At 61.0% G+C, this 24,880-nt stretch carries 22 protein-coding genes; 14 read left to right on the forward strand and 8 right to left on the reverse strand.

Annotation, left to right across the window (positions count from 1 at the left end; all coding sequences use genetic code 11):
* Window positions 1-20 precede the first annotated feature (20 nt).
* From deoA to GTP27_RS06890, 3 genes are read left to right on the forward strand one after another with little or no spacing between them, the layout of a single operon-like run.
* The gene (deoA, locus tag GTP27_RS06880; protein ID WP_161038435.1) at window positions 21-1,343 is read left to right on the forward strand and encodes a thymidine phosphorylase; all 1,323 of its coding nucleotides are present in this window, start codon (window positions 21-23) and stop codon (window positions 1,341-1,343) included.
* A 14-nt stretch (window positions 1,344-1,357) separates the two neighbouring features.
* The gene (locus GTP27_RS06885; protein WP_161038436.1) at window positions 1,358-1,762 is read left to right on the forward strand and encodes a cytidine deaminase; all 405 of its coding nucleotides are present in this window, start codon (window positions 1,358-1,360) and stop codon (window positions 1,760-1,762) included.
* Between the two features lie 24 nt (window positions 1,763-1,786).
* The gene (locus GTP27_RS06890; protein WP_161038558.1) at window positions 1,787-3,022 is read left to right on the forward strand and encodes a nucleoside deaminase; all 1,236 of its coding nucleotides are present in this window, start codon (window positions 1,787-1,789) and stop codon (window positions 3,020-3,022) included.
* Here GTP27_RS06890 and GTP27_RS06895 read toward each other — a convergent pair.
* The 5 genes from GTP27_RS06895 to GTP27_RS06915 form a co-directional block, all read right to left on the reverse strand.
* Window positions 2,980-3,429 carry a VOC family protein gene (locus GTP27_RS06895; RefSeq protein WP_161038437.1) on the reverse strand — a complete coding sequence of 150 codons (450 nt, stop codon included), beginning with the start codon at window positions 3,427-3,429 and terminating at the stop codon, window positions 2,980-2,982. The genes GTP27_RS06890 and GTP27_RS06895 overlap by 43 nt on opposite strands.
* 79 nt (window positions 3,430-3,508) lie before the next feature.
* Window positions 3,509-4,309 carry a LytR/AlgR family response regulator transcription factor gene (locus GTP27_RS06900; RefSeq protein ID WP_161038438.1) on the reverse strand — a complete coding sequence of 267 codons (801 nt, stop codon included), beginning with the start codon at window positions 4,307-4,309 and terminating at the stop codon, window positions 3,509-3,511.
* The gene (locus GTP27_RS06905) at window positions 4,306-5,235 is read right to left on the reverse strand and encodes a sensor histidine kinase (RefSeq protein ID WP_161038439.1); all 930 of its coding nucleotides are present in this window, start codon (window positions 5,233-5,235) and stop codon (window positions 4,306-4,308) included. The genes GTP27_RS06900 and GTP27_RS06905 overlap by 4 nt, the downstream gene beginning before the upstream one ends.
* A complete protein-coding gene (locus GTP27_RS06910; RefSeq protein WP_161038440.1) occupies window positions 5,235-5,498 on the reverse strand; it encodes a hypothetical protein in 264 nt (87 codons plus the stop codon). The genes GTP27_RS06905 and GTP27_RS06910 overlap by 1 nt, the downstream gene beginning before the upstream one ends.
* A 140-nt stretch (window positions 5,499-5,638) precedes the next feature.
* Window positions 5,639-6,205: a GNAT family N-acetyltransferase gene (locus GTP27_RS06915; protein ID WP_161038441.1), complete on the reverse strand. Its 567-nt coding sequence runs from the start codon at window positions 6,203-6,205 to the stop codon at window positions 5,639-5,641.
* A 162-nt stretch (window positions 6,206-6,367) separates the two neighbouring features.
* On the opposite strand from GTP27_RS06915, the gene GTP27_RS06920 reads away from it, so the two are divergent.
* Entirely contained in the window at window positions 6,368-7,465 is a 1,098-nt protein-coding gene (locus tag GTP27_RS06920; protein ID WP_229633480.1) for an FxDxF family PEP-CTERM protein, read from the forward strand.
* Window positions 7,466-7,594: 129 nt separating this feature from the next.
* A complete protein-coding gene (locus GTP27_RS06925; protein WP_161038442.1) occupies window positions 7,595-8,530 on the forward strand; it encodes a choice-of-anchor A family protein in 936 nt (311 codons plus the stop codon).
* On the opposite strand, the gene GTP27_RS06930 is transcribed toward GTP27_RS06925, so the two are convergent.
* Both GTP27_RS06930 and GTP27_RS06935 read right to left on the reverse strand, forming a co-directional pair.
* Window positions 8,493-9,173: a TetR/AcrR family transcriptional regulator gene (locus GTP27_RS06930; protein WP_161038443.1), complete on the reverse strand. Its 681-nt coding sequence runs from the start codon at window positions 9,171-9,173 to the stop codon at window positions 8,493-8,495. The two genes, GTP27_RS06925 and GTP27_RS06930, sit on opposite strands and share 38 nt — an antisense overlap.
* On the reverse strand, window positions 9,161-10,621 hold the full coding sequence (locus GTP27_RS06935; protein ID WP_161038444.1) for an aminotransferase-like domain-containing protein: 1,461 nt from the start codon (window positions 10,619-10,621) through the stop codon (window positions 9,161-9,163). Before GTP27_RS06935 ends, GTP27_RS06930 begins: the two co-directional genes overlap by 13 nt.
* 210 nt (window positions 10,622-10,831) lie before the next feature.
* Between GTP27_RS06935 and aptA the strand changes: the two genes are divergently transcribed.
* The 9 genes from aptA to GTP27_RS06980 all read left to right on the forward strand — a co-directional run bounded on the left by aptA (window position 10,832) and on the right by GTP27_RS06980 (window position 23,106).
* Window positions 10,832-12,148 (forward strand): omega-aminotransferase AptA, encoded by a 1,317-nt coding sequence (gene aptA / locus GTP27_RS06940; RefSeq protein WP_161038445.1) that lies wholly within the window; start codon window positions 10,832-10,834, stop codon window positions 12,146-12,148.
* Between the two features lie 30 nt (window positions 12,149-12,178).
* On the forward strand, window positions 12,179-13,294 hold the full coding sequence (gene ald, locus GTP27_RS06945) for an alanine dehydrogenase (protein ID WP_161038446.1): 1,116 nt from the start codon (window positions 12,179-12,181) through the stop codon (window positions 13,292-13,294).
* A 20-nt stretch (window positions 13,295-13,314) separates the two neighbouring features.
* Window positions 13,315-14,817: a CoA-acylating methylmalonate-semialdehyde dehydrogenase gene (locus GTP27_RS06950; RefSeq protein WP_161038447.1), complete on the forward strand. Its 1,503-nt coding sequence runs from the start codon at window positions 13,315-13,317 to the stop codon at window positions 14,815-14,817.
* 14 nt (window positions 14,818-14,831) lie between these two features.
* Window positions 14,832-16,217 (forward strand): NAD(P)-dependent oxidoreductase, encoded by a 1,386-nt coding sequence (locus GTP27_RS06955; protein WP_161038448.1) that lies wholly within the window; start codon window positions 14,832-14,834, stop codon window positions 16,215-16,217.
* Window positions 16,217-17,509, forward strand: coding sequence for an NAD-dependent dihydropyrimidine dehydrogenase subunit PreA (gene preA, locus GTP27_RS06960; protein ID WP_161038449.1), 1,293 nt, complete (start codon window positions 16,217-16,219; stop codon window positions 17,507-17,509). Before GTP27_RS06955 ends, preA begins: the two co-directional genes overlap by 1 nt.
* Before the next feature lie 81 nt (window positions 17,510-17,590).
* Entirely contained in the window at window positions 17,591-19,072 is a 1,482-nt protein-coding gene (locus GTP27_RS06965) for an NCS1 family nucleobase:cation symporter-1 (RefSeq protein WP_161038450.1), read from the forward strand.
* 16 nt (window positions 19,073-19,088) lie between these two features.
* Window positions 19,089-20,483 carry a dihydropyrimidinase gene (gene hydA, locus GTP27_RS06970; RefSeq protein WP_161038451.1) on the forward strand — a complete coding sequence of 465 codons (1,395 nt, stop codon included), beginning with the start codon at window positions 19,089-19,091 and terminating at the stop codon, window positions 20,481-20,483.
* Between the two features lie 27 nt (window positions 20,484-20,510).
* Entirely contained in the window at window positions 20,511-21,746 is a 1,236-nt protein-coding gene (locus GTP27_RS06975; protein WP_161038452.1) for a Zn-dependent hydrolase, read from the forward strand.
* On the forward strand, window positions 21,739-23,106 hold the full coding sequence (locus GTP27_RS06980) for a tetratricopeptide repeat protein (RefSeq protein WP_229633482.1): 1,368 nt from the start codon (window positions 21,739-21,741) through the stop codon (window positions 23,104-23,106). The genes GTP27_RS06975 and GTP27_RS06980 overlap by 8 nt, the downstream gene beginning before the upstream one ends.
* Here the strand turns inward: GTP27_RS06980 and GTP27_RS06985 are convergent.
* Window positions 23,077-24,840, reverse strand: coding sequence for an allantoate amidohydrolase (locus GTP27_RS06985; RefSeq protein ID WP_161038454.1), 1,764 nt, complete (start codon window positions 24,838-24,840; stop codon window positions 23,077-23,079). The two genes, GTP27_RS06980 and GTP27_RS06985, sit on opposite strands and share 30 nt — an antisense overlap.
* Between the last annotated feature and the right edge of the window lie 40 nt (window positions 24,841-24,880).

Consider the following 24,880-nt stretch of genomic DNA (forward strand, 5'->3'; position numbering starts at 1 on the left):
TCATACAAGTGGAGTGTTCCATGTTTTTACCTCAAGAGATCATCCGCAAGAAGCGTGACGGCGGTGTGCTGAGTGCCGAAGAAATCCGGTTCTTTGTGGGCGGGATTACCTCCAACCGCGTCACCGAAGGCCAGATCGCCGCTTTGGCGATGGCGGTGTTTTTCAACGATATGACGATGGACGAGCGCGTCGCCTTCACGCTGGCCATGCGCGATTCGGGCGAAGTGCTGGACTGGCGCTCGCTCGACCTGAATGGTCCGGTAGTCGACAAGCACTCCACCGGCGGCGTGGGCGATGTGGTGTCGCTGCTGCTGGGCCCTATGGTGGCAGCCTGCGGCGGCTACGTGCCGATGATTTCGGGCCGGGGTCTGGGTCACACCGGCGGCACGCTGGATAAATTCGATTCCATCCCCGGCTACACCACGGTGCCGGACAACGCACTGTTCCGCAAAGTGGTGAAAGAAGTGGGCGTGGCCATCATCGGCCAGACCTCGTCGCTGGCGCCATCGGACAAAATCTTCTACGGCGTGCGCGATGTCACGGCCACGGTGGAATCGGTGGCCATGATTACCGGCTCCATCCTGTCGAAAAAACTCTCGGCTGGCCTCGATGCGCTGGCCATGGACGTGAAAGTAGGCAGCGGCGCCTTCATGCCGACTTACGATAAATCGGTGGAACTGGCCGACAGCATCGTTAAAGTAGGCAATGGCGCGGGCATGATGACGTCGGCCATCCTGACCGACATGAACGAATCGCTGGCGCCGTATGCCGGTAACGCCATCGAAGTGCGCGGCGCGCTCGACTACCTGAGTGGCCGTTCGCGTCCGGCCCGTCTGCATGAAGTGACCATGGCGCTGTGCGCCGAAATGCTGGTGCTGGGCAAACTGGCCGACAACGCAACGCAAGCGCGCGCCAAGCTGCAAGCCTGCCTCGATAACGGCAGCGCAGCAGAACGCTTTGCCCGCATGGTGGTGGCGCTGGGCGGCCCGGCCGATCTGATGGAAAACCCGGATCGCCATCTGGAGCGCGCACCTATCGTGGTCCCGGTTCCGGCGCTCAGCGCGGGCTATGCCAGCAGCACCGATTGCCGCGGCCTGGGGCTGGCCGTGGTCAGCCTCGGTGGCGGCCGCCGCCGTGCTGCCGATCCTATCGACTTCGCCGTCGGCCTGACCGATCTGGTCGGTCTGGGCGATAAGGTGGAAGCAGGCCAGCCGCTGGCTATGGTGCATGCCCGCACGCAGGAAGCGGCCGAGCAGGCTGTGCGTGAAGTGCAGGCCGCCTATCAGATCAGCGTGGTAGCACCGGTTGCTAATCCGGTAATCTACCGTACCATCCGTCCTTAAGCGAAAGACGCCTGATGAATCAACAGGAATTGATTGCCGAAGCCGCCGCTGCGCGGCTCAAGGCCTATACGCCCTATTCGAATTTCAAGGTGGGTGCTGCGCTGCTGGCGCGGGACGGCAAGGTTTTCCATGGCTGTAATGTGGAGAACGCCTCCTACGGTCTGTGCAACTGCGCCGAACGCACGGCCTTCTTCAGCGCCATCGCCGCCGGCTACCAGCCCGGCGATTTTGCTGCACTGGCCGTGATCGGCGAAACGGATGGCCCGATAGCACCTTGCGGCGCCTGCCGTCAGGTAACGCTGGAACTGGGTGGCAATGAGCTGCCCGTGTTGCTGACCAACCTGAAAGGCGATATCTTCGAAACGACGGCGGCGGCGCAGTTGCCGCATGCCTTCGGCGGCGCCGACCTGAAGAAGTAACCCAGTCAGACCTTGAAGAAACCAGTGGCCTACAAGAAAACCATCGATGTGCAAGCTGCCGTGGCGATTGCTGCGGCAGAAGCGATCAGCGCCAAAACCCAGGGCACTTTCGGGGTGGGCGGCCTGATGCTGGACCAGCACGGCAATGTGCTGCAATCCGTGCACAGCAATGTCATCAAGCAGGGACTGGTGTTCGATCCCACCGCCCACGCCGAACGCCAGCTGATAGACTGGTATTTTGCCGAAAAAGCACGCGGCACGGCACTGCCTGCACCGCACGAAGTGACCATCGTGACGTCGCTCGACCCCTGCTGCATGTGTACGGGGGCGATACTGGCGGCCGGCTTCAACGTGCTGGTGGCCGCCCCGGACCGCAATGCCGGCATCAACTATGATGATGCCGCCAGCTTTAGCGCATTGCCAGCCACGCTGCAGGCGCAGGCGGCGGCCAGCTTCAGCTATCCGGCCGTGCTCGGTGCTTCGTCCTACCGTCGCAGCGCCTCCGGTGCGGCGCCCAAGTCCTTCTTCATCGGCAAGACGATTGCGGAACCTACGCAGGCGCTGTGCTCGCTGGTATTCGAGGCCACTTCGGAAGCCGTGCTGGCCTTGTTCCAGAACGATCTGCCGCGCGAGCAGCTGCGCGATCCCACCACCTTGCCCACCGACCATGCCATCGTGCAGGGTCTGAAGCAGCTGTATCCCGATGCGCTGGCTTATCGCAGCATGCCGCAGCAGCCTGATGCAGGGCTGGCGCCCTTTCTTGCACAGGCCATGCAGCGCGACCGCGAGCATGGCGGGGTAGGTGATGCGGTGGCACTGCTCGATGGTTTCGGCAACCTGCTGCTATGCATGGGGGGCCGTCTGGGCCAGTCCGGCATCCGCAGCGCGTTCATGGAAATTACGCGTGCCTACGCCCAGTTGCGCTACAAGCTGATGGCCGGTGCGACGCCGGAACGCCAGCAGGAAGTGCAGCAGTATCTGGGCCACCCGAAAGAGGGTACTTTCGTGTTTGCGTTGGGGCCCGACGCCAGCGCCCTGAGCTTCATGAATCTGGGCGCCTATGGTTCGACCATGGAAGGGCCGCTGCCGTTCTATAATCCGGCGCAGTTCCAGTATGTGCTGCCCCGATTGACGGACACGGCACTGGCAGAGATGTGCGCAGCCATGCCGCCGCTGTACCGCGACGTTATCCGCATACGTCCCGTGGCCGTGGCCGATCAGTCGCTGGTTAGCGAGCTGAGGGCGTGCGCCGGATCGTAAGTGCCTATGCTCCACACGTGACCTTCGGGGTCACGGCAAGTGAAGCCCCGGCCGCCGTAGTCCTCGTCCTGAATGTCGAGCACGATTTCGCCAGCCATGGCGCGCACGCGCTCGTACACGAGGTCCGCATCATTCACCACCAGATACGTACTCTGGGTGACGAACTGGCCGATGTCCTGCGGCTGTTTGATCAGGCGGCCATAATCGGTATCGACGACCGATGCGAGCATCACCATGCTGCTGCCGAAGCCTAGCTGGGCGTGGGCGATGCTGCCATCTTCATTCGGCACCACCAGCGTGGCGCTAAAGCCGAAGGTGGTGCACAGCCAGTCGATGGCGGCGGGCGCATCGCGGTAGCGCATGCAGGGTACGACATTGCATAGCGTGGTCTTGGGTATGCTGTCCATGTTTCTCTCCCATAGGTGGTTAGAACGGATATGTTCAGCGTAGCGCATGCAGTATAGCCCGATGCGGCACAAGACCTGATTACATTTGCTGGAACAAATGTGTGTTGCCTCGGCTAACTTCCAGCGCTGCTTCCACACCCTTCACCCGCACCATCTGGCGGCCACGCAGATCGCGCCCTACCGAGTCGATAGCATCCACCCGCACCAGCGTGGAACGGTGGATGCGCCAGAATTCGTCGGGGTCGAGTTCGTCCGCCAGTTCTTTCAGGGTTTTGCGAATCAGCACTTCGCCTTGCGCGGTGCATACCCGCGTGTATTTTTCGTCGGCCTGGAAGAACAGGATTTCGCGCGTGCTGATCATGCGCAGGTTCTGTCCCACCTGCGCCTGTATCCAGCGCAGGTATTCGCGTTTAGGCGGGGCGCTGTGCTGCGCCAGCAACGCGCCCAGCTGGCGCGTGATGTCCTGCGGCTGCTGGCCCACGCGTGCCTGCAGGCGGCTGCAGGTGGTGCGCAGACGTTCGCCGCCCACAGGTTTGAGCAGATAATCGAGCGCACCCTGTTCGAACGCTTCGATGGCGTACTGGTCGTAAGCCGTGACGAACACCAGATGGCAGCGGTTGAACAGCAGGCGCGCTGCTTCGATGCCGGACATGCCGGGCATGCGGATATCGAGAAAGACGATATCGGGTTCATGTGCGCCAGCCAGTTCTACCGCCTCGATGCCGTTGCCCGCTTCCGCCACGATTTCCAGCGCGGGCCAGCTTTCCTGCAGGCGGGCGCGCAGCTGCGCGCGCATGGGCGCCTCGTCGTCGGCGATCAGGGCGGTGACGCGGTCGCTGCTGGCCGGCGGGTTCACGGGGGAATTCACGGGGGAATTCATTTACCGGCTCCGGCAAAAATGTCGGGTGCATACGGCAGGCGTACACTGGCGCGGGTGCCTCCCGTGAGCGGCGCTTCCAGCACCAGCTGGGCGCGGTTGCCATACAGGATGCGCAGCCGTTCGCGCACATTGGCCAGGCCGATGCCGTCGGCTGCGTGCAGATTGAAGCCGACGCCGTCATCCAGTACATCGACCTGCAGCACGCCCTGATCGACGCTGGCGCGGATGTCGATGCGGCCGCCCGCGATCTTCGGCTCCAGTCCGTGCTTGATGGCGTTCTCGATCAGGATCTGCAAGGTCATGACGGGAAAGGTGGCGCTTTGCATTTCCTGCGGCACATCGATCGATACGGCTAGCCGGGCGCCCATGCGGGCCTGCATGATGGCCAGATAGGCGCGCGACATCTCGATCTGGCGCCCCAGTGTGCCGGCACCGGCGGCACGCATCTGCGGCAGGGTGGCGCGCAGGTAGTCGATCAGGTTCTGGTGGATGCGGGCGGCCTGCGGCGGATCGGTTTCGATCAGCTGGCCTATCAGTGCCAGCGTGTTGAACAGGAAGTGCGGTTCGACCTGCGCCTGCAGGGCTGCCATGCGCGCTTCCACCACGCGCCGCTCCATGCTTTCTTCGTCGGCCTGATGGTGGGCGTTCAGCGCTTCCAGTTCGGCTTTACGCTTGCCGCCGGCCAGCACCTTCAGGCCTAGTGACAGCATGATGAAGGCCATGGCCTGTTTCGACAGGCCGAACGGCGTCAGGCCCAGTAGCAGCAACAGCACCCAGACGATGATCAGCTTGCGCCACTCGACCTGAGCCAGCCAGTCGAAGAAGCGCCACCAGATCGTGACGGCGGTATCGCCCACTTCACGGATCAGGTCGAGCAGACTTTTGGCGTTGGCGTAGCTGCTCTGTGCCAGACGCGACCTGGTCATTAGTTGATGTCCTTGAAATGCGGGTCACGGCGGCCGTGCACGAAGCTGGCACCGACCATCACCTTGAAGATCATAAAGACGACAAACAGCACCAGCGCCAGTGGCAGGATGGCGACGAGCAGGGCCAGCAGCAAAGCTGCCGCCAGTATCGCCTGCGGCGTCATGCGGCGCAGCAGGCGGGCGCCCAAGCGTGCCACGCGCAGTACAGCTTGCAGCACTTCTTCGAGGAAGTTGTAGACGGATTGTGCGGTGATTTTTTTCATGGTGCGACTCCCGATAGGTTGGCGATGGAGTTACTTTAGCAAAGCTATTTTTCGCAGGGGAGTGCGATACGATCAACGGTAGTTTCTGAGGGTTAAGTGCGGGAAAAGGGCCGACGAATGGTAAACCGGCGCCGCCGGCCTCATGGCGCTTTAGTGCGCGCGGCCAGCCACTCCCGCGCCAGCAGGCCCAGCATCAGGCTGTCCGACACTTCGCCGTTGACGAACCAGCGTTCGCGCAGCTGGCCTTCGAGGCGGAAATGCAGGCCCTGCAGCAGCCGCACCGAGGCGGCATTGGCGGGATGGATATCGGCTTCGACACGGTGCAGGGCGAGCGGGCCGAAGGCATAGTCCAGCACGCTAGCGAGCGCTTCCTGCATATAACGCTGGCCCCAGTAATGGCGGGCCAGCATGTAGCCGATGTCGCAGCGGGCGTTCTGCTGGTCGAAGTGATACAGCGTGACCACGCCTAGCACGGCGCCAATCTGATCGACGAGGGCCCAGCGCAGGCTGCTGCCGCTGGCATAGCCCTGTAGCGTCTGGGCGAGGTAGTCGCTGGCCTGCGTGCGCTCCTGCCAGGGCGCACAGCTCCAGTAGCGCACCGCTTCGGCATCGGAAAACAGCCGGAACATGGCGTCGCCATCTTCACTGGTGAGAAAGCGCAGGGTCAGGCGGGGCGTGCGTAGCTGGACGGGCTGGAAGGCTGGCATGGTGTGTACAGGGTGGCGATGAGGTGCCAGCTTAGCCCAGTTTGGTCGTTGCTGACTAGTCATTGTTAATTTGTAACAATAAGTGCGCAAATTACAATAGTTGTTATAAAATAGTAAGCTCGGCTGACGCAAGGGCGTACGGCCTCTTTATTTGGAGAACTTATGCTCAAGCCTACCCGTTTCGCCCTGGCCGTTGCCGCCCTGATTTCCAGCAGCGCCTATGCTGCTCCTGTACCTGCTTCTTTGAGCGCGCAGCAGATGCTGCAGCAGTTTAATGTGGTAGTAACTGGCGACGTCAGTTCCACTTCGCACGTTGATGGCCGTAGTTATGTGGGCGGTAATGTGGTCGGTGGCGATTATGTCCAGCACATCAACGATACGCCGGCCTCGGCCTATGCGGGCTTGACCGTGGGCGGCAAGCTCAGCGGCAATGTCCACGTCAATGGTCTGGGCATGGTGGTGGGGGGCGATGTACAGGGCATCACCGTCAACTCGGGCGAGAGCTATATCGGCGGCAATGCCAGCTCGTCCAGCCTGAGCGGCAATGCCTGGGTGGTCGGGGCAGCGGATGGCATCAACTTCGGCAACCTGATTCATGCGTCCAGCTATACCAATATGAATCTGAATGACAAGGTGCTGAACGCCCCGACCAGCAACATGAACAGCACGCTGGCAGCTGCCACCTCGACCAACTTCGGCAACGTGATGACGGGCCTGTCGAGCCAGTTATCGGCGCTGCACGGCACCAGTGGTGCGTCGGTCGACTTCAGCAATAGCGACCACACTGTGACCTTCAGCGGCACGGCCGTCAATGGCGTGCTGGTATTCGATCTGACCACGCTCGATAGCCGCATCTTCTCGTCCACTACTGCGGAATTCAATTTCAATCTGCACGGCGCGTCGACCGTGATTTTCAATACCAATGATGCCAACCTTAGCGTGTCGGCCAACTTCCTCGGCGGCTCGGCGCAGGCGCTCGGTAGCAAGCTGATCTGGAACTTCGCCGGTGCCAGCAGCGTGACCGTTGGTGCGACCTTTGGCGGTCAGGTGCTGGTGGCCAACGGCAGCTTCAGCAATATCAATGGCGCCAATGTGGAAGGCGGCGTATTTGCCAAGTCGCTCAACCAGTATGGCGAAATTCACCTGCAAAGCTTTACGGGCAATCTCCCTGCCGCCCCGGTACCGGAACCGGAAACCTATGCCATGCTGCTGGCCGGTCTGGGTCTGATGGGCGCCGTGGCGCGCCGTCGCAAGCAATAAAGCAATAAGATAAAAATAGCAAAAATCTGAAAACAAGCATATTTTAATTTCCATGTGGAAAAATAATTCCACATGGAAATTAGTTGTGCTATCCTTGAAGTAAGTTAAGTTTCTTTGAGGGAAATTCAGATGAAGCCAGTATTCAAATCCGCCGTTGCTGTTGCATGCATGACTATGGCGGCTGCAGGTAGCACGCAAGCCGGGGTAGTCGATCTGAGTCTGCATGGCGCCAATGTGTTTGCGCTGACGGATTTCAAGGCACCTAGTGCAGATGTGGAAGGTTCCATACTGGCTGGCCGCGATGTTCAGCTTAGCAACTACTCGGTCAACGTCAAGAATTTCGATGCTTACGGCAGCTATTCGCTGATCGCCGGCCGCAATCTGAGTTTCACCAGTGGTTCCATCAAGAACGGTTACACCTATGTGGGTGGCACGGCCAGTGTGACCCAGTCGGTGGATGTGTACGGCACCATCAGGAAAGGCGCGACGAATGCGCCGGCCAATCTGGCGGCGCTGGGTACGCAACTGAAAAACACCTCGACCTCGCTGACCAAATTGTCCACCACGGGCAGTGCCACGGTGCAGTGGGGCGGCCTGAATATCAGCGGCAGCAAAAGCGCGGTGGAAGTCATCAACCTCGACGCCCAGACCTTATCGAGCGTAAGCTACTTCAATTTCAGCAATCTGACAGCCGGTTCCACCCTGATCTTCAATATTAGCGGCACGACTGGCGGTTTTAACGGCGGCTATTCGGGCTTCGAGAAGTACAACGTGCTGTTCAACTTCTATCAGGCCAAGGATCTGGGCATCCACACGGGCCTGACGGCGAATATTCTGGCGCCGCTGGCTACCGTGAATGGTGGCAGTGGTGTCATCAACGGTAATGTGGTGGTGGATAACTGGCTGTCCTCGGTGCAGATCAATGCCAACCACTTCTTCAAACCGACCACGGTACAGGGCTATATGGCACCGGTACCGGAACCGGAAACCTATGCCATGCTGCTGGCCGGTCTGGGCGTAGTGGGCTTTATGGCGCGTCGGCGCCAGCGTGCTGCGGCACGCTGATCGCCGCCAGCACCATGTTGACGATGGCCTGCTCGCCATCGTCGAAATCCTTTTTGGTCAGCTGCTTGTGGTTCAGTACCAGTGCCATCTGTGCCGAGAAATCGGCATAGGACTGGGTCATGGCCCAGATGGCGAACAGCAGATGGGTGGCGTTAATCGGCGCCACTTTGCCTGCAGCTATCCACTTTTCGAACACTTCGATGTCCTTGCGCAGCAGCGGAATCACGCGGCGCTGGATCTGCGCGCCGTAGAGCTGGGCGCCGCTGATCACTTCCATCGCATACACGCGCGAAGCCCACGGCTGCTCGCGCGAGAACTTCAGCTTGGCCTGGATGTAAGTGCGCAGCACTTCGGCCGGTTCCTGATCTTCCGCCGCCAGATGCTCCATCCGCTCCAGCCATTCGTCCAGCACTTCATCGAGCACACGCTGGTACAGCGCCTGCTTGGTGGGGAAGTAGTACATCAGGTTCTGTTTCGATAGCCCGGCTTTCTCTGCCACGGTGGCGATCGAAGTACCTTCGTAACCGCATTCGGCAAACACGCGCACCGCCATTGCGGTGATGTCCGCTTCCAGCTTGTCGCGATTGAGGACGCGCCGTTTGATTTTCGGCGCTGCTTCCGTGGGGCTCTTTATGGTCGACATAGTTGTCTCAGGAAGGTCAGCAGTTGAGGATGATCGGCATACGCGACGTTGAAGCGGAACCAGATGGTTTCCGGTGCGCGCAGCAGGAAGAAGTCGCACGGCGAGAGCAGGATGCCGGATTTCAGGGCCAGATCGGCAATCAGCTTGCCGTTCCATTCGGCGCCTGGTGCGTCAGGCCAGCCAGCGCTGACGAACATGCCGCCACGCGGACGCGCAATCGGCGCCATGCCCACAGTGGCCAGACTGTCGATGGTGCGCTCGCGTCCTGCATCGAGCTGGCTGACCAGCTTATCCACCATGCGCCTGTAGGGCCGCGCCGTGATGGCGTGGAACACGGCGCGTTCGTTGATTTCGGAGGTAGTCAGGCCGGCCAGCATTTTTACCCGCAGCAGTTCCGGTATCAGCGAGGCGGATGCGCAGATCGAACCCACCCGCAGCACCGGCGACAGCGTTTTGGAAAAACTACCCACCCGTATCACGCGGCGCAAGCCGTCCATGGCGGCCAGCGAAGCTTCGCCGCGTGGTGCCAGTTCGCGGTAGATGTCATCTTCCACCAGCCAGAAGTCGAACTGCTCGGCCAGACCTAGCAGCCGGTGCGCCTGTGCCACGCTGAGCGAAGTGCCGAGCGGATTTTGCAGCACAGTGTTGACGAACATGAGCTTGGGCTGGGTCTGGGCGGCCTGTTTCGCCAGCGCTTCCATATCCAGCCCCTGTTCGCCGCGCGGAATGCCGACGGCAACGCAGCCATGGTGGCGGATCAGCGAGAGCAGGTTGCTGTAGCCGGGGTCCTCCACCAGCACGGTGTCGCCCGGCTTGGTCAGCGTGCGCAGGATCAGGTCAAAAGCGTGGGTGGCGCCATGGGTGAGCAGGATCTGGTCGGCTTCGATGGGGAATAGTTCATCGCCCAGCGTGGTGGCCAGATGCTGGCGCAGCGAGGGAAAACCCAGCGGGTGGCCATAGCCGCGCAGGCGGTTGGCGGGAATGCGCATGGCCTGACGCACGGCGTCGAGGATGGTGTCTTCGCCATACCAGTCCGGCGGCAGCCAGCCCGCGCCCACCGGCAGCGCTTCCGATACGCCCGAATACAGGTCCGGCGTCAGCGCGTCGATGGCATTGGGGATGGCGTGGATGGTGGAGGGCAGCAATGTGGCCGGAAGGTCCTGTCTGGCCACGAAATAGCCGGAACCGCGGCGTGACGACAACAGCCCCAGTGTCACGAGGCGGTCATAGGATTCCACAACTGTAAAGGTACTGATGCCATTACACTTGGCAAATTGGCGTACGGAAGGCATTTTGGTGCCCACGCGCAGTTCGCGCCCAGCCACCATCGCGCTGATCGCCGCCACGATCTGGTCTACCAGTCCACCTTTGCGCTGGCGCTCTATGGGCACAACGGGCCAGCCTGCGGCGCCCGATGCGATTTCCTGCAGCCCATTCCCAGCTTCCATGCCTGACTCCCCGTGCGACGCACGCTGACCTAAAAACGTAACTGTAATGTTTTTGCCACCTGTACGGTTGGACAGTTTTGATATTTGTGTATCTGTGCCATCATTGTTGCGCTGTCTATTATTGCATCATCATTTTGCCAACTGGTAAATTTTTTTACGGTTTGTCAAAAAGCCCCCATTTGAACGCACGCCGTACAACAGGAGATGAGCATGAACGAATCCAGACCAGCATCGATGACGTCCTTCTGGATGCCATTTACCAACAACCGCGACTTCAAGGCCCATCCGCGGCTGCTGGTGTCGGCGCAAGGCATGTACTACAAGGATGTGGATGGCAACAGCATCCTCGATGGTACGGCCGGTCTGTGGTGCGTACCTTGCGGCCACGCCCAGCCCAGGATTGTTGCAGCAGTGCGCGAGATGGTGGGGCAGCTGGACTTTGCACCGACCTTCCAGATGGGCCATCCGGCCGCCTTCGATCTGGCCGAGCAGCTGATGGAATACACCGGCCACCGCTTTGGCCAGGTGTTCTACACCAACTCCGGTTCCGAGTCGGTCGATACCGCGCTGAAGATCGCGCTGGCCTATCACAAGGCGCGCGGTGAAGCCAGCCGCACCCGCCTGATCGGCCGCGAGCGCGGTTATCACGGCGTGGGCTTCGGCGGCATTTCGGTCGGCGGCATCGCCGGCAACCGCAAGCCGTATGGCGTGATGCTGCCCGGTGTGGACCACCTGCCGCATACGCACAATCTGGAAAAGAATGCCTACACGCGTGGCGAACCGGAATACGGCACCGAGCTGGCCGATGAACTGGAGCGTATCGTCGCACTGCATGATGCATCCACCATCGCTGCCGTGATCGTCGAACCGGTGGCCGGTTCCACCGGCGTGCTGATTCCGCCCAAGGGTTATCTGAAACGGCTGCGCGAGCTATGCACCAAGCACGGCATCCTGCTGATCTTCGATGAAGTGATTACCGGTTTTGGCCGCCTCACCACGCCGTTTGCATCCGACTACTTCGAGGTGGAACCGGACATGATGACCACTGCCAAAGGCCTGACCAATGGCGTGATTCCTATGGGCGCCGTGTTCACCAAAAAGCATATCTACGAAGCCTTCATGGAAGCGCCGGCCGGCATCGAACTATTCCATGGCTACACCTACTCCGGCCATCCGGTGGCCTGCGCCGCTTCGCTGGCGACGCTGGAAGTGTTCAAGGAACAGAAGATACTGGAAAACGCTGCCGGTCTGGCCGAGTACTGGGCCGACGCGGTGCACTCGCTCAAAGGCCTGCCGCACGTGATCGACATCCGCACCATAGGCCTGATCGCGGGCATCGAGCTGGCGCCCATCCCCGGCAAGCCCGGCGCGCGCGCCTTTGCCGCCTTCAAGCAGGCCTTTGCCGACGGCATCCTGATACGTACTACCGGCGACATCATCGCTCTGTCGCCACCTCTGATTCTGGAGAAAAAACATATCGATGAACTGTTTGGAAAGCTCACGACTGTCCTAAAAAATCTGGCATAGCAGCATAGCCAGTCACACAAGGAGAACAGCATGCTGGTAGGTGTCCCAAAAGAGATCAAAAACCAGGAGTCCCGCGTTGGCCTTACCCCGGCCAGCGTGAAGGAACTCGTATTGCGTGGTCATCAGGTTCTGGTGCAGAAAAATGCTGGCGCGGCCATCGGCCTCGCCGACAGCATGTATGAAGGCGCCGGCGCCAGCATCGTCGAGACGGCGGGCGAAATTTTTGCCCGCGCCGAGATGATCGTCAAAGTGAAGGAGCCGCAGCCGGAAGAATGCGCCATGCTGCGCAAAGGTCAGATTCTGTACACCTATCTGCACCTCGCGCCGGACCCCGGGCAGACCAGGGCTCTGGTGGCATCTGGCGCGGTCTGCATCGCCTACGAAACCATCACGGGCGCTAACGGCGGCCTGCCCCTGCTGGCACCGATGAGCGAGGTGGCCGGGCGCATGTCGATACAGGCTGGCGCTGCCCATCTGGAGAAGTCCAAAGGCGGCATGGGCCTGTTGCTGGGCGGTGTGCCCGGTGTGGCGCCCGGCCACGTGGCCATCATCGGTGCTGGCGTGGTTGGCACCAATGCCTTGCAGATGGCAGTGGGCATAGGCGCGCGCGTGACCATCCTTGATAAGAATGTGGATCGCCTGCGCCAACTCGATCTGGTGTACGGCAACCGTATCAGCACGCTGTACTCGAATGCCCACACCATCGAACAGGCTGTGCTCGATGCGGATCTGGTGATAGGCGGTGTGCTGGTGCCCGGTGCGGCGGCGCCCAAGCTGGTGACTAAGCAAATGATCGCCCGCATGAAGCCCGGTGCGGTGGTGGTGGACGTGGCGATCGATCAGGGCGGCTGTTTCGAAACCTCGCATGCCACCACCCACGAGCAGCCAACCTTTGTGGTGGATGGTGTGGTGCACTACTGCGTGGCGAATATGCCGGGCGCCGTGGCACGCACTTCCACTTTTGCACTGAATAACGCCACCATATCGCACGCGGTGGCACTGGCGGATAAGGGCTGGCAGAAAGCGCTGAAAGCCAACCCCCATCTGAAGAATGGTTTGAATGTCTGTCTGGGCCATGTCACCTACGAAGCGGTGGCACATGGTCTGGGCTATCCCTACGTTGACGCCGACAGCCTGCTGGGCTGAACGCATAGAGAAAGAACACTATGAGCACTCTGGAGACGATTACCCATTACATCAACGGCGTGGCAGTCGATACGCACAGCGGCCGCTATGCGGACGTGTTCAACCCCGCGCTGGGGCAACCGGTAGCCAGAGTGGCTCTGGGTACGACGGATGAAGTAGATGCCGCCGTGCGCGCAGCGGAAGCCGCCTTCCCTGCGTGGTCGGCCACGCCGCCGCTGACGCGCGCGCGCGTACTGTTCAAATACCTGCAACTGTGCCAGCAGCATACCGACGAATTTGCCACCATGCTGACGCGCGAACACGGCAAGACTTTTGCCGACGCACAGGGCGAAGTGGCGCGCGGTATCGAGATGGTGGAATTTGCCGTCGGCATACCGCAGATGCTGAAGGGCGAATTCACCGACCAGATTTCGCGCGGCATCGATGCGTGGTCGATGCGACAGGCACTCGGTGTGGTGGCGGGTATCACACCGTTCAATTTCCCCGTGATGGTGCCGATGTGGATGTTCCCCGTCGCTATCGCCTGCGGTAACACTTTTGTACTCAAGCCTTCCGAGCGCGATCCTTCGCCATCGCTGCTGCATGCCAGACTGCTCAAGGAAGCCGGTCTGCCTGATGGTGTCTTCAACGTGGTGCAGGGCGATAAAGTCACGGTCGATGCGCTGCTCGATCATCCGGTGGTGCAGGCGGTGAGCTTTGTCGGTTCCACCCCGATTGCCGAATACATCTATGCCCGCGGCAGTGCCAGCGGCAAGCGCGTGCAGGCACTGGGCGGCGCCAAGAATCACATGGTGGTGATGCCCGATGCGGACATGGAAATGACCGTCGATGCACTGATGGGCGCAGCCTATGGATCGGCGGGCGAACGCTGCATGGCCATCTCGGTGGTGGTGGCGGTGGGCGATGCCGGCGACAAGATTGTCGATGCACTGGCAAAGCGCACTGCTGCACTGAAAGTGCGCGACGGTATGGCAGCGGATGCCGAAATGGGGCCGGTGGTTTCGAGCGCCGCCAAGCAGCGCATCGAGCGCCTGATCAGCGAAGGCGTGGAACAGGGCGCCAAACTGGTGGTGGACGGCCGCAATTATGTGGTGCCGGGACGCGAGCAGGGCTTCTTCGTGGGCGGCACGCTGTTCGATCATGTGACGCCCGATATGACCATCTACAAGGAAGAGATTTTCGGCCCCGTGCTATGCATGCTGCGCGCGCCCGATGTGGGTACGGCGGTAGCGCTGATCAACCGTAACGAGTACGGCAACGGGGTGGCGATCTACACGCGTGATGGCGGTGTGGCACGCGAGTTTGTGCGACAGATTCAGGTGGGCATGGTGGGCGTGAATGTGCCGCTGCCAGTGCCGATGGCATTCAATAGTTTTGGTGGCTGGAAGCGTAGCCTGTTTGGTGATCACCACGCTTACGGACCCGAAGGTGTGCGCTTCTATACGCGGCATAAAGCTGTGATGCAGCGCTGGCCGAATACGGCTAGCGCTGGCGCAGAATTTGCATTCCCACAGATGAAATAAATCTTACGGAAACCATGATGATAGCCTCTCTCAAATACATACCGCATCCCAAGGAAGCCAATGAATCATTGGCTAAACACTTCACCGATCTGGCGCCGGCACTCAATGAGCGACAGGCGGCGATTGAAAGCGCACGCTGTCTGTATTGCTACGATGCGCCTTGCACCCGCATCTGTCCTTCAGAGATTGATGTGGCGGCCTTTATCCGCAATATCCACGACGGCAATGTGAACGGCGCAGCGGCTGGCATCCTGCAGCAGAACATTTTAGGCGGTAGCTGCGCACGCGTCTGCCCGACAGAAATCCTGTGCGAGGATAGCTGCGTGCGCAATCACGATGCCGAAGGCCAGCCTGTCAAGATTGGTCTGCTGCAGCGCTACGCTATTGATCACATGTCGTTTGCCGAACATCCGTTCAAGCGTGCCGCCAGCACCGGCAAGAAAATCGCCGTGGTAGGTGCTGGTCCCGCCGGTCTGTCGTGCGCACACCGTCTGGCCATGCTGGGCAACGACGTGGTGGTGTTCGAGGCCAAGGAGAAGTCCGGTGGCCTCAATGAGTACGGCATTGCCAAGTACAAGCTGACCGATAACTTCGCGCAGAAGGAAGTCGAATTCCTGCTCGACATCGGCGGTATCGAAATCCGTCACGGCCATACGCTGGGCGGCAATCTGCAACTGAAAGATCTGCATGCGCAGTATGACGCCGTATTTCTCGGTCTTGGTCTGGGCACCAGCAAGCGGCTGGGCCTGACGGGCGAAGATGCACCGGGTTTGCTGGCCGCTGTGGAATACATCGCCGCGCTGCGCCAGACCGATGATCTGGCCAGTTTGCCGGTGCCGGCGCGCGCCATCGTGATCGGCGCCGGTAACACGGCCATCGATATGGCCGTGCAGATTCAGCGCCTGGGGGCGGAAGAAGTCACGCTGGTGTACCGCCGCGGTTTCGAAGCAATGAGCGCGACGGAGCACGAGCAGCACATCGCCAAGGAAAATCAGGTGCGCATGCGCACGTGGGCCCAGCCGCAGCAGGTGCTGCTGGACGATGCAGGCCGCGTACGCGGTATGCGCTTCGAAAGAACTGCCATGAACAATGGCCGTCTGGCTGGTACTGGCGAGACTTTCGAGATTGCGGCGGACGCGATCTTCAAGGCCATCGGACAGAGCATGGACGAAACGAGCATCAGTGATCCACTGGCGAAAACGCTGAAACGCGACGGTGACAAAATCCACGTCGACGATCAGTTCCGCACAGTGCTGCCACGTATCTACGCTGGCGGCGACTGTGTGGCGCCCGGACAGGATCTGACCGTGCAGGCGGTGCAGCACGGCAAACTGGCGGCCATCGCCATCCATCAAGACATGCAACTACTAAAAACTGCACTGAAAGCGGAGGCCCAATAATGGCTGACCTGAGCATAGAATTCTGCGGCATCAAATCGATCAATCCGTTCTGGCTGGCTTCGGCGCCGCCAACCGATAAAGCCTACAACGTGGTGCGCGCCTTCGAAGCTGGCTGGGGCGGCGTGGTGTGGAAGACGCTGGGTGAAGATCCGGCTGCCGTCAACGTCTCGTCGCGCTACTCGGCGCACTACGGCAAGAACCGCGAGGTCATAGGCTTTAACAACATCGAGCTGATTACCGACCGCCCGCTGGAAGTCAATCTGCAGGAAATCACGCAGGTGAAAAAGGACTGGCCGGATCGCGTCATCATCGTTTCGCTGATGCTGCCGTGCGAGGAAAAACTGTGGGCCGAGATACTGCCCAAAGTAGAAGCCACCGGCGCGGACGGCATCGAACTGAACTTCGGCTGCCCGCACGGCATGCCGGAACGGGGCATGGGGGCAGCGGTGGGGCAGGTGCCTGAATACGTGGAGATGGTGACGCGCTGGTGCAAGACGCACAGCAAGCTGCCCGTCATCGTCAAGCTCACGCCCAATATCACCGACATCCGCGCGCCGGCCCGCGCTGCCAAGGCGGGTGGCGCCGATGCGGTTTCGCTGATCAATACCATCAACTCCATCACCCATCTCGATCTCGACCAGATGGTGGCTTTCCCTATCGTTGGCGGTGCCAGCACGCACGGCGGCTACTGCGGTTCTGCCGTCAAGCCGATTGCGCTGAACATGGTGGCGGAAATCGCGCGTGATCCGGCAACGCGTGGCGTGCCGATCTCCGGCATAGGCGGCATCAGCAACTGGCGCGACGCGGCCGAGTTCATGGCGCTGGGCGCAGGCTGCGTGCAGGTGTGTACGGCGGCCATGCTGCATGGCTTCCGCATCGTCGAGCAGATGAAGGATGGCTTGTCGCGCTGGATGGACGAGAAGGGCTACAGCAGCATCAATGATTTCGTGGGCAAGGCAGTGCCCAACACCACCGACTGGAAATACCTGAACATGAATTATCAGGTGATCGCCCAGATCAATCAGGATGACTGTATCAAGTGTGGCCGCTGCTATGTGGCCTGCGAAGATACCTCGCACCAGTCGATCAATCAGCTGATCGATGCGGCCGGCGTGCGTACTTACGAAGTCAATAAGGAAGAGTGCGTGGGCTGTAACCTGTGCGAGATCACTTGTCCGGTGCAAGGCTGCATCACCATGGTGCCGCAGAATACCGGCAAGCCATATATGAACTGGACGCAGGACCCGCGCAATCCGCGCGCGGAGGCTGTAAAGACGGCCGAAACGGCATAGGGGCAGCAGTCGCGGCAAGCAGTAAGTTAGGTACGGAACTTGCAACGTTGGCGTATAGTTCAATTTTCTGGAGATTGCCCCGTGAGCGAAATACAAACTGGTAGTACGCAATTGTGGAATGAGGATCTGGCGCCTACGTCAGCAGCGCAACGTACCTGGCGCTGGTATCACTTCTCTGCGCTGTGGGTAGGGATGGTGATGTGCATTCCGGCCTATACACTTTCGGCTAGCCTGATCGAGAGTGGCATGTCCGGCTATCAGGCTGTGCTGACGGTATTTCTGGCCAATGCCATCGTGCTGCTGCCGATGCTGCTGATCGGTCATGCCGGCACCAAGTACGGCATACCGTATGCAGTGCTGGCGCGCGCATCGTTTGGCACGGGTGGCGCCAAGCTGCCGGCGCTGATGCGCGCCATCGTGGCCTGCGGCTGGTACGGCATCCAGACCTGGTTCGGCGGCCAGATGATCTATACGCTGCTCGGCGTAATGCTGGGCGGCGAGTTCGGCGGCGCGCCGCTGGCAGGTCTGGGCATCAACGGCGGGCAACTGCTGTGCTTCCTCGCTTTCTGGGGCATACAGTTCTGGTACATCGTGCATGGCATGGATGCGATCCGCAAGCTGGAAACCTATACGGCACCGCTGAAGATACTGATCTGCTTCGTGCTGCTGGGCTGGGTGTATAGCAAAGCCGGTGGCTTCGGCGACCTGCTGTCGGCGCCGTCCCAGTTTGTCGCAGGCGGCAAGAAGGCAGGCCAGTTCTGGTCCGTGTTCTGGCCATCGCTGACGGCCATGGTGGGCTTCTGGGCCACGCTGGCATTGAACATTCCCGACTTTACCCGCTTCGCCAAGTCGCAGCGCGATCAGGTGATCGGCCAGTCGGTCGGCCTGCCCGTGCCTATGGGCCTGCTGGCCATGATGGCCGTGATTGTGACGTCGGCCACGGTGGTCCTGTACGGCAAGGCCATCTGGGACCCGGTCGATCTGTCCAGCCGCATGACGGGTGTGGCTGTGCTGGTGGCGCTGCTGATACTGCTGATCGATACCGTGTCGGTGAATCTGGCGGCCAATCTGGTGGGCCCGGCCTACGACTTTTCCTCGCTGGCGCCTAAGCAGATTTCGTACAAGACGGGCGGCTACATCACCGCCGGCATCGCCATCCTGATGATGCCGTGGAAGATACTGGAATCGACCCAGGGCTATATCTTTACCTGGCTGATCGGCTATTCGGCGCTGCTGGGGCCTATCGCCGGCATACTGATTATCGACTACTACCTGGTGCGCAAGACGGAACTCGATGTGCCGCAACTGTACCGCGAAGACGGCCAGTATTCCTATGGCAGCGGCTGGAACGTTACGGCGCTGGTGGCTTTCGTGATCGGCGTGCTGCCGAATATTCCGGGCTTTATGAATGCGGCCTTCCCGGCAGCTTTCCCTGACGTTGCACCGATTTTTAAAACGCTCTACACCTATGCATGGTTTGTCGGTATCGCCATTTCTGCCGTGGTGTATGGCGTCATGATGAAGGGTAAGGCACTGCCTGCAGCACAGGCGGCCCGCCCGTAAAATAACGGAGACCTCGATGACTATTCTGATACGCGGTGGTACGGTGGTGAATGCCGACCGGGTGTTCCGCGCCGATGTACTGTGCGATGGCGACAAGATTATCGCCGTGGCTGAAAATCTGGCGGCGCCTGCCGGTGCCACTGTCATCGACGCGGGCGGCCAGTATGTGATGCCGGGCGGGATAGACACCCACACCCACATGAATCTGCCGTTTATGGGGACGGTGACGCAGGATGATTTCTATACCGGCACGGCGGCCGGCCTGGCTGGTGGCACCACCACCATCATGGATTTCGTGATACCGGCACCGCAGCAGAATCTCATCGAGGCTTATCACCAGTGGCGCGGCTGGGCGCAGAAGGCAGCGGGCGACTACACCTTCCACGTGGCCATTACGTGGTGGGACGACAGCGTGCACCGCGATATGGGCACGCTGGTGAACCAGCATGGCGTGAACAGTTTCAAGCATTTCATGGCCTACAAAAACGCCATCATGGCCGACGACGAAACGCTGGTGAAGAGCTTCCGCCGTTCGCTCGAACTGGGCGCGATTCCTACCGTGCACGCGGAGAATGGTGAACTGGTGTACCAGTTGCAGCAGGATCTGCTGAAGCAGGGGCTGACAGGCCCTAGCTCGCACCCGCTGTCGCGGCCTCCGGCGGTGGAAGCAGAAGCGGCCAATCGCGCCATAGCCATCGCCAATGTGCTCAATACGCCGGTGTACATCGTGCACGTGTCGTGCGCCGAATCGCTGGAAGCCATCACGCGTGCCCGTGCGCACGGCCAGCGCGTGTATGGTGAGGCACTGGCAGGCCATCTGGTAATCGACGATAGCGTGTACCAGAGCGCTGATCCGGAATTCGCGGCAGGCCACGTGATGAGTCCACCGTTCCGCAGCAAGCAGCATCAGACGGCGCTGTGGCAGGGGCTACAGGGCGGCAATCTGCACACCACGGCGACCGACCACTGCACTTTCTGCGCAGCGCAGAAAGCGGCCGGCAAGGACGACTTCACCAAGATACCGAACGGCTGCGGCGGGGTGGAAGACCGCATGTCGGTGGTGTGGGACGCAGGTGTGAATGCCGGTTTGCTGACGCCATCCGAATTTGTGAAGGTTACTTCGACCAATGCGGCGCAGATTTTCAATATGTATCCGCGCAAGGGGGTGATCGCAGCCGGTGCCGATGCCGACATCGTGGTGTGGGATCCGGAAGGCAGGCGCACCATATCGGCTAAAACCCAGTATGCCAAGGGCGGATTCAATGTGTTCGAAGGGCGCACTGTGCGTGGTATCAATACGACCACCATCGCCGCAGGCAAGGTGGTGTTCCAGAACGGTACGCTGATGGCCGTCGAAGGGGCAGGTCGTCACATCGACCGTCCTGCTTTTAAAGCCGCTTCGGCACGCTGATGAATGGGTAAGATGGGGAGTAGAGCGATGAGTGATATGCGGATTAATGGCCAGCGTCTGTGGGATTCGCTGATGGAACTGGCGCAGATAGGGGCTACGGCTAAAGGTGGCGTGAAACGTCTGGCATTGACGGATCTGGACAAGCAGGGGCGCGACCTCGTAGTACGCTGGGGCCGCGAAGCGGGCATGTCGATCACGGTGGACCAGATCGGCAATGTGTTCATGCGCCGCGAAGGACTGAACAATGCGCTGCCGCCGGTGATGACAGGCAGCCATATCGACACCCAGCCTACCGGCGGCAAATTCGATGGCAACTACGGCGTGCTGGCGGGGCTGGAAGTGGTGCGGACGCTGAATGATCTGAACATCCGCACGGAAGCGCCCATCGAGGTGGCATTCTGGACCAATGAGGAAGGCTCGCGCTTCGTGCCGGTGATGATGGGCTCCGGTGTCTTCTGCGGCGCGTTCACGCTGGAGACAGCCTACGCAGCACGCGATACGGAGGGAAAGAGCGTAGGCGAGGAACTGGAACGCATAGGCTACAAGGGCGATCAGGTGCCTGGCGACCATCCTATCGGCGCCTATTTCGAGACGCATATCGAGCAGGGACCAGTGCTGGAAGATGCCGACAAGGTGATCGGCGTGGTGCCGGCGGTGATGGGCCTGTCGTGGTACGACTGCGTGGTCAAAGGCATGGAGGCACACGCAGGGCCAACACCTATGGGCTTGCGCAAGGATGCGCTGCAGGTAGCCACCCGCATCATGCAGCAGGTGGTGGCAATAGCCGACCGCTATCCCCCATATGGCCGCGGCACGGTAGGCATGGTGCAGGTGTTCCCCAATAGCCGCAATGTGATACCGGGCGAGGTAAAGTTCAGTATCGACCTGCGCAACGTGAACGATGAACTGCTCAACACCATGCATGAAGAAATGCTGGCATATATCGAGCAGACCCGCAAAGACAGCGGGCTGGAAATTTCCATCGAGCGCGTGTCCTACTATCCGCCTTGCCCCTTCCATGCCGATTGTGTGGATGCGGTGCGCAAGGCCACGGCCAGGCTGGGCTACTCGACCATGGATGTGGTGTCGGGCGCGGGCCACGATGCGATCTACACGGCGCGGCTGGCGCCATCGGGCATGATCTTCGTGCCGTGCAAGGATGGCATCAGCCATAACGAGATCGAGGACGCCAAGGCCGAGCATCTGGAAGCGGGCTGCAACGTGCTGCTGCACGCCATGCTGGAGCGGGCCCGGATTGCCTGAACTGCAGCAGCGCTACGCCGAAGGTAAGCATTACCTGCACTGCGGCGAACTGGCTGCAGCGGAGCAGTGTTTTCTGGATGTGCTGGAGGCGCAGCCGCTGCATGCAGCGGCACGTGCCAATCTCGCCTATCTGAAAGGGCAGCAAGGTTGTCATGCCGAGGCGGAGTTTCACTACCGTCAGGCGCTGGCGCTGGCCCCTGAGCATGTCCAGCTAAGACAGAACTTCGCCACCCTGCTGTGGCAGATGAAGCGCTTACCCGAAGCGGAACAACTAGCCCGCGCTGCGCTGGTGGAGGCGCCGGACGATGCGGCCCTGCTCACGCTGCTGGGCGTGATACTGGCCTGCGGCCAGCGCGAAGCGGAGGCGCAGCAAGCCTACCAGCTGGCCATCGAGGCCGATCCACATTACGCGCGTGCCCGTTTCAATCTGGCGTATCTGCTGCTAAGGCAGGGCCACTTGCGGGAAGGCTGGCCGCTACTGGCTGCGCGCTGGGAATTCGAAGCGCTGGGTGCAGCTTTCGGCTGCCCGCAATGGCAGGGCGTATCCCTGCATGGGAAGAGCATCATACTGGCGCTGGAAGCAGGGCAGGGCGATATGATCCAGTTCAGCCGCTATGCCGCATTGCTCAAGCAGCGTGGCGCACGCACGGTGGCGCTGCTGTGCCAGCCTGCGCTAAAGCGGCTGTTTGCCAGCCTGAATGGAGTCGATCAGGTGTTTGCCATGAACGAGCCTTGCGACGGCGGGCCATGGGACTACTGGAGTCATCCCATGCATTTACCCGTGTGGTTCGATACCACGCTGGACAACGTTCCTGCCGCCATACCATATCTGGCCAGCGAGGCGGCACTGGTGGAGTACTGGCAAAGCCGCCTTCCTGCGGCGCGCCTGCGGGTAGGGCTGGTATGGCAGGGTAATCCCGAGTTTGAAAATGATGGCGAGCGCTCGCTGCCATCGCTGCATACGCTGGCGCCGCTGGCGCAGGTAGCGAATGTGGCCTTGATCAGTTTGCAGCATGGCGTCAGCCGCGCCGGGCTGGGAGAGCTGGCGCAGCAGATGCAGCTGACCGTGCTGGGCGACCAGCTGCGTGACTTTGCCGATACGGCAGCGATACTGAGCCAGTGCGATCTGCTGATCAGCGTCGATACGGCAGCAGCCCACCTGGCCGGTGCGCTGGGCGTGCCTTGCTGGCTGCTGCTGCCTGATTATTGTTGCGACTGGCGCTGGCTGACGCAGCGTAGCGATAGCCCGTGGTATCCCTCCATGCGGCTGTTCCGCCAGCCTGCCGGAGGGCAGACGTGGCGGCCAGTAGTGGAGCAGCTAAGGGATGCGTTAATGGTACTGGCGCAGGAAGTCCAGTAGTACGCAGGCTGCGAGATCGGCATCGTCGGCCGTCATGGTTTCCAGCGGATTGTGGCTGATGCCGCCGTTGCCGCAACGCGTGAACAGCATGGCCACGTCGGTGATGGCTGCCATGGCCATGGCGTCATGCCCTGCACCAGATAGCAGATCGAAGCGCGGCAAACCCGCACGTTCAACCGCCGCACCCAGTTGCTGCATCAGGCGCGGTGCGCACGGCACAGCCGCCACATCGACTATCGGCTCCAGCGTAAATTCGATCTGGCGCTGCTCGCAGATGCGCGCTATGCCCTGCTGGATGTCGTTGACGGCAGCCAGCCGCACGGCATCGTCTGCCGCGCGGATGTCGAGCGACAGACGGCAGGCGCCGGGCACTACGTTGACGGAGCCGCCCGGTACCTGCAACTGGCCCACGGTGCCTACCAGTGCCAGCGCCTGCGTGCAGCGCTGTTCCACCAGCAGCACGATTTCGGCCGCCGCTGCTGCTGCATCCTTGCGCATATTCATAGGCGTGGTGCCAGCGTGGCTGGCTAGCCCGGTCAGTTCCACCAGATAGCGCGAGCTGCCGGCGATGGCGGTGACCACGCCCAGCGGCAGGTCGCGTTCCAGTAGCACAGGGCCCTGTTCGATATGCACTTCCACAAACGCCAGCAGCCGGGCCGGATCGCGTGCGATGGCGGCAATGGCGTTGACGTCGTGGCCGGCGCCGCTGATCGCTGCGCGCATGCTGATGCCATCGGCATCGGTCTGGTCCAGCAGGGCGGTATCGAAGTGGCCCGTGATGGCATTGCTGCCCAAGAAAGTGCTGCGGAAGCGCACGCCCTCTTCTTCGGCAAAGCCGACCACTTCGAGGTGGTAGGGCAGGCGCTCGCCGCGCTGGTGCAGGTGCCGGACCACGGCGATGGGCAGCAGAATGCCGAGCCGGCCGTCGTATTTTCCGCCGTTGCGCACGGTGTCGTAGTGCGAGCCCGTCATCAGGGTGGGCGCTGCGGCATCGGCAGCGCGGTACACGCCGACCACATTGCCGACGGCGTCGATGTGCGCCTCCATGCCGGCCTGCTGCATCCATGCCAGCAGCTGGGCAGCGGTCTGCTGATGGGCCGGAGTCAGGTAGGCACAGGTCAGGTCGAAATCCTTGCCTTCGCTGTTGTCAGCGTCGCTGATAGCGCCTATCTGTTCGCTCCACTGCATGATCTGCGGGCCGAACGCCAGCGATATGCCCAGCAGATCGTTGATGCGCAGTTCGGCGATGCGTTTAATCTGGCGCAGGCATTCGGCTATCTCGTCGGCGCGCTGGTTTTTCAGACGGCGGCTGAAGGTGGCGATGATGGCGCGCCGCGTCAGCCCCTGTCCATCCGGACCTTTGACGGCCAGGATGAAGGGGAAGCCGAAGCGGGCGTTGTAATCGGCATTGAGCTGGTGCAGGGTGGCGAATTCTTCGGCACTGCACAGGTGCAGGCCCGATTTGGCCTGTTCGTGGGTGGATTCTGCCGTGAGCTGGCCGCTGATGGCGGCTTTGCCTGCCAGTTCGGGGTGGGCACGGATCAGTCCTAGCTGTTCGTCCAGCGTAGCGCTGCTGACGACGGCCTGCATGGCCTGCTTCAGTGCGATGACGCTGGCAAACGGGCGCGCAGCGGCAGCCCGCTCCGGTATCCATGGCGAGTGTTCGTAAATGCCGTGCAGGCGGTCGACAAAGGTGGCGCTGTCGCAGCTATTGAGTTCGGAGAGTGTGGTCATAGCCTAGTGTAGCCTTTCCTTGCTGCGCCGGTATATGCGT

It is taken from the genome of Duganella qianjiadongensis, assembly GCF_009857915.1.
GTDB classification, from domain to species: domain Bacteria; phylum Pseudomonadota; class Gammaproteobacteria; order Burkholderiales; family Burkholderiaceae_D; genus Rugamonas; species Rugamonas qianjiadongensis.

Coding starts and splice junctions, on each gene's coding strand:
- GTP27_RS06955 (WP_161038448.1), top strand. CDS start 14,832: ATGATGATAGCCTCTCTCAAATACATACCGCATCCCAAGGAAGCCAAT.
- GTP27_RS06935 (WP_161038444.1), bottom strand. CDS start 10,621: ATGGAAGCTGGGAATGGGCTGCAGGAAATCGCATCGGGCGCCGCAGGC.
- GTP27_RS06930 (WP_161038443.1), bottom strand. CDS start 9,173: ATGTCGACCATAAAGAGCCCCACGGAAGCAGCGCCGAAAATCAAACGG.
- GTP27_RS06915 (WP_161038441.1), bottom strand. CDS start 6,205: ATGCCAGCCTTCCAGCCCGTCCAGCTACGCACGCCCCGCCTGACCCTG.
- GTP27_RS06885 (WP_161038436.1), top strand. CDS start 1,358: ATGAATCAACAGGAATTGATTGCCGAAGCCGCCGCTGCGCGGCTCAAG.
- GTP27_RS06925 (WP_161038442.1), top strand. CDS start 7,595: ATGAAGCCAGTATTCAAATCCGCCGTTGCTGTTGCATGCATGACTATG.
- GTP27_RS06985 (WP_161038454.1), bottom strand. CDS start 24,840: ATGACCACACTCTCCGAACTCAATAGCTGCGACAGCGCCACCTTTGTC.
- GTP27_RS06910 (WP_161038440.1), bottom strand. CDS start 5,498: ATGAAAAAAATCACCGCACAATCCGTCTACAACTTCCTCGAAGAAGTG.
- ald (WP_161038446.1), top strand. CDS start 12,179: ATGCTGGTAGGTGTCCCAAAAGAGATCAAAAACCAGGAGTCCCGCGTT.
- GTP27_RS06900 (WP_161038438.1), bottom strand. CDS start 4,309: ATGAATTCCCCCGTGAATTCCCCCGTGAACCCGCCGGCCAGCAGCGAC.
- GTP27_RS06905 (WP_161038439.1), bottom strand. CDS start 5,235: ATGACCAGGTCGCGTCTGGCACAGAGCAGCTACGCCAACGCCAAAAGT.
- GTP27_RS06895 (WP_161038437.1), bottom strand. CDS start 3,429: ATGGACAGCATACCCAAGACCACGCTATGCAATGTCGTACCCTGCATG.
- GTP27_RS06975 (WP_161038452.1), top strand. CDS start 20,511: ATGAGTGATATGCGGATTAATGGCCAGCGTCTGTGGGATTCGCTGATG.
- deoA (WP_161038435.1), top strand. CDS start 21: ATGTTTTTACCTCAAGAGATCATCCGCAAGAAGCGTGACGGCGGTGTG.
- preA (WP_161038449.1), top strand. CDS start 16,217: ATGGCTGACCTGAGCATAGAATTCTGCGGCATCAAATCGATCAATCCG.
- GTP27_RS06920 (WP_229633480.1), top strand. CDS start 6,368: ATGCTCAAGCCTACCCGTTTCGCCCTGGCCGTTGCCGCCCTGATTTCC.
- hydA (WP_161038451.1), top strand. CDS start 19,089: ATGACTATTCTGATACGCGGTGGTACGGTGGTGAATGCCGACCGGGTG.
- GTP27_RS06950 (WP_161038447.1), top strand. CDS start 13,315: ATGAGCACTCTGGAGACGATTACCCATTACATCAACGGCGTGGCAGTC.
- aptA (WP_161038445.1), top strand. CDS start 10,832: ATGAACGAATCCAGACCAGCATCGATGACGTCCTTCTGGATGCCATTT.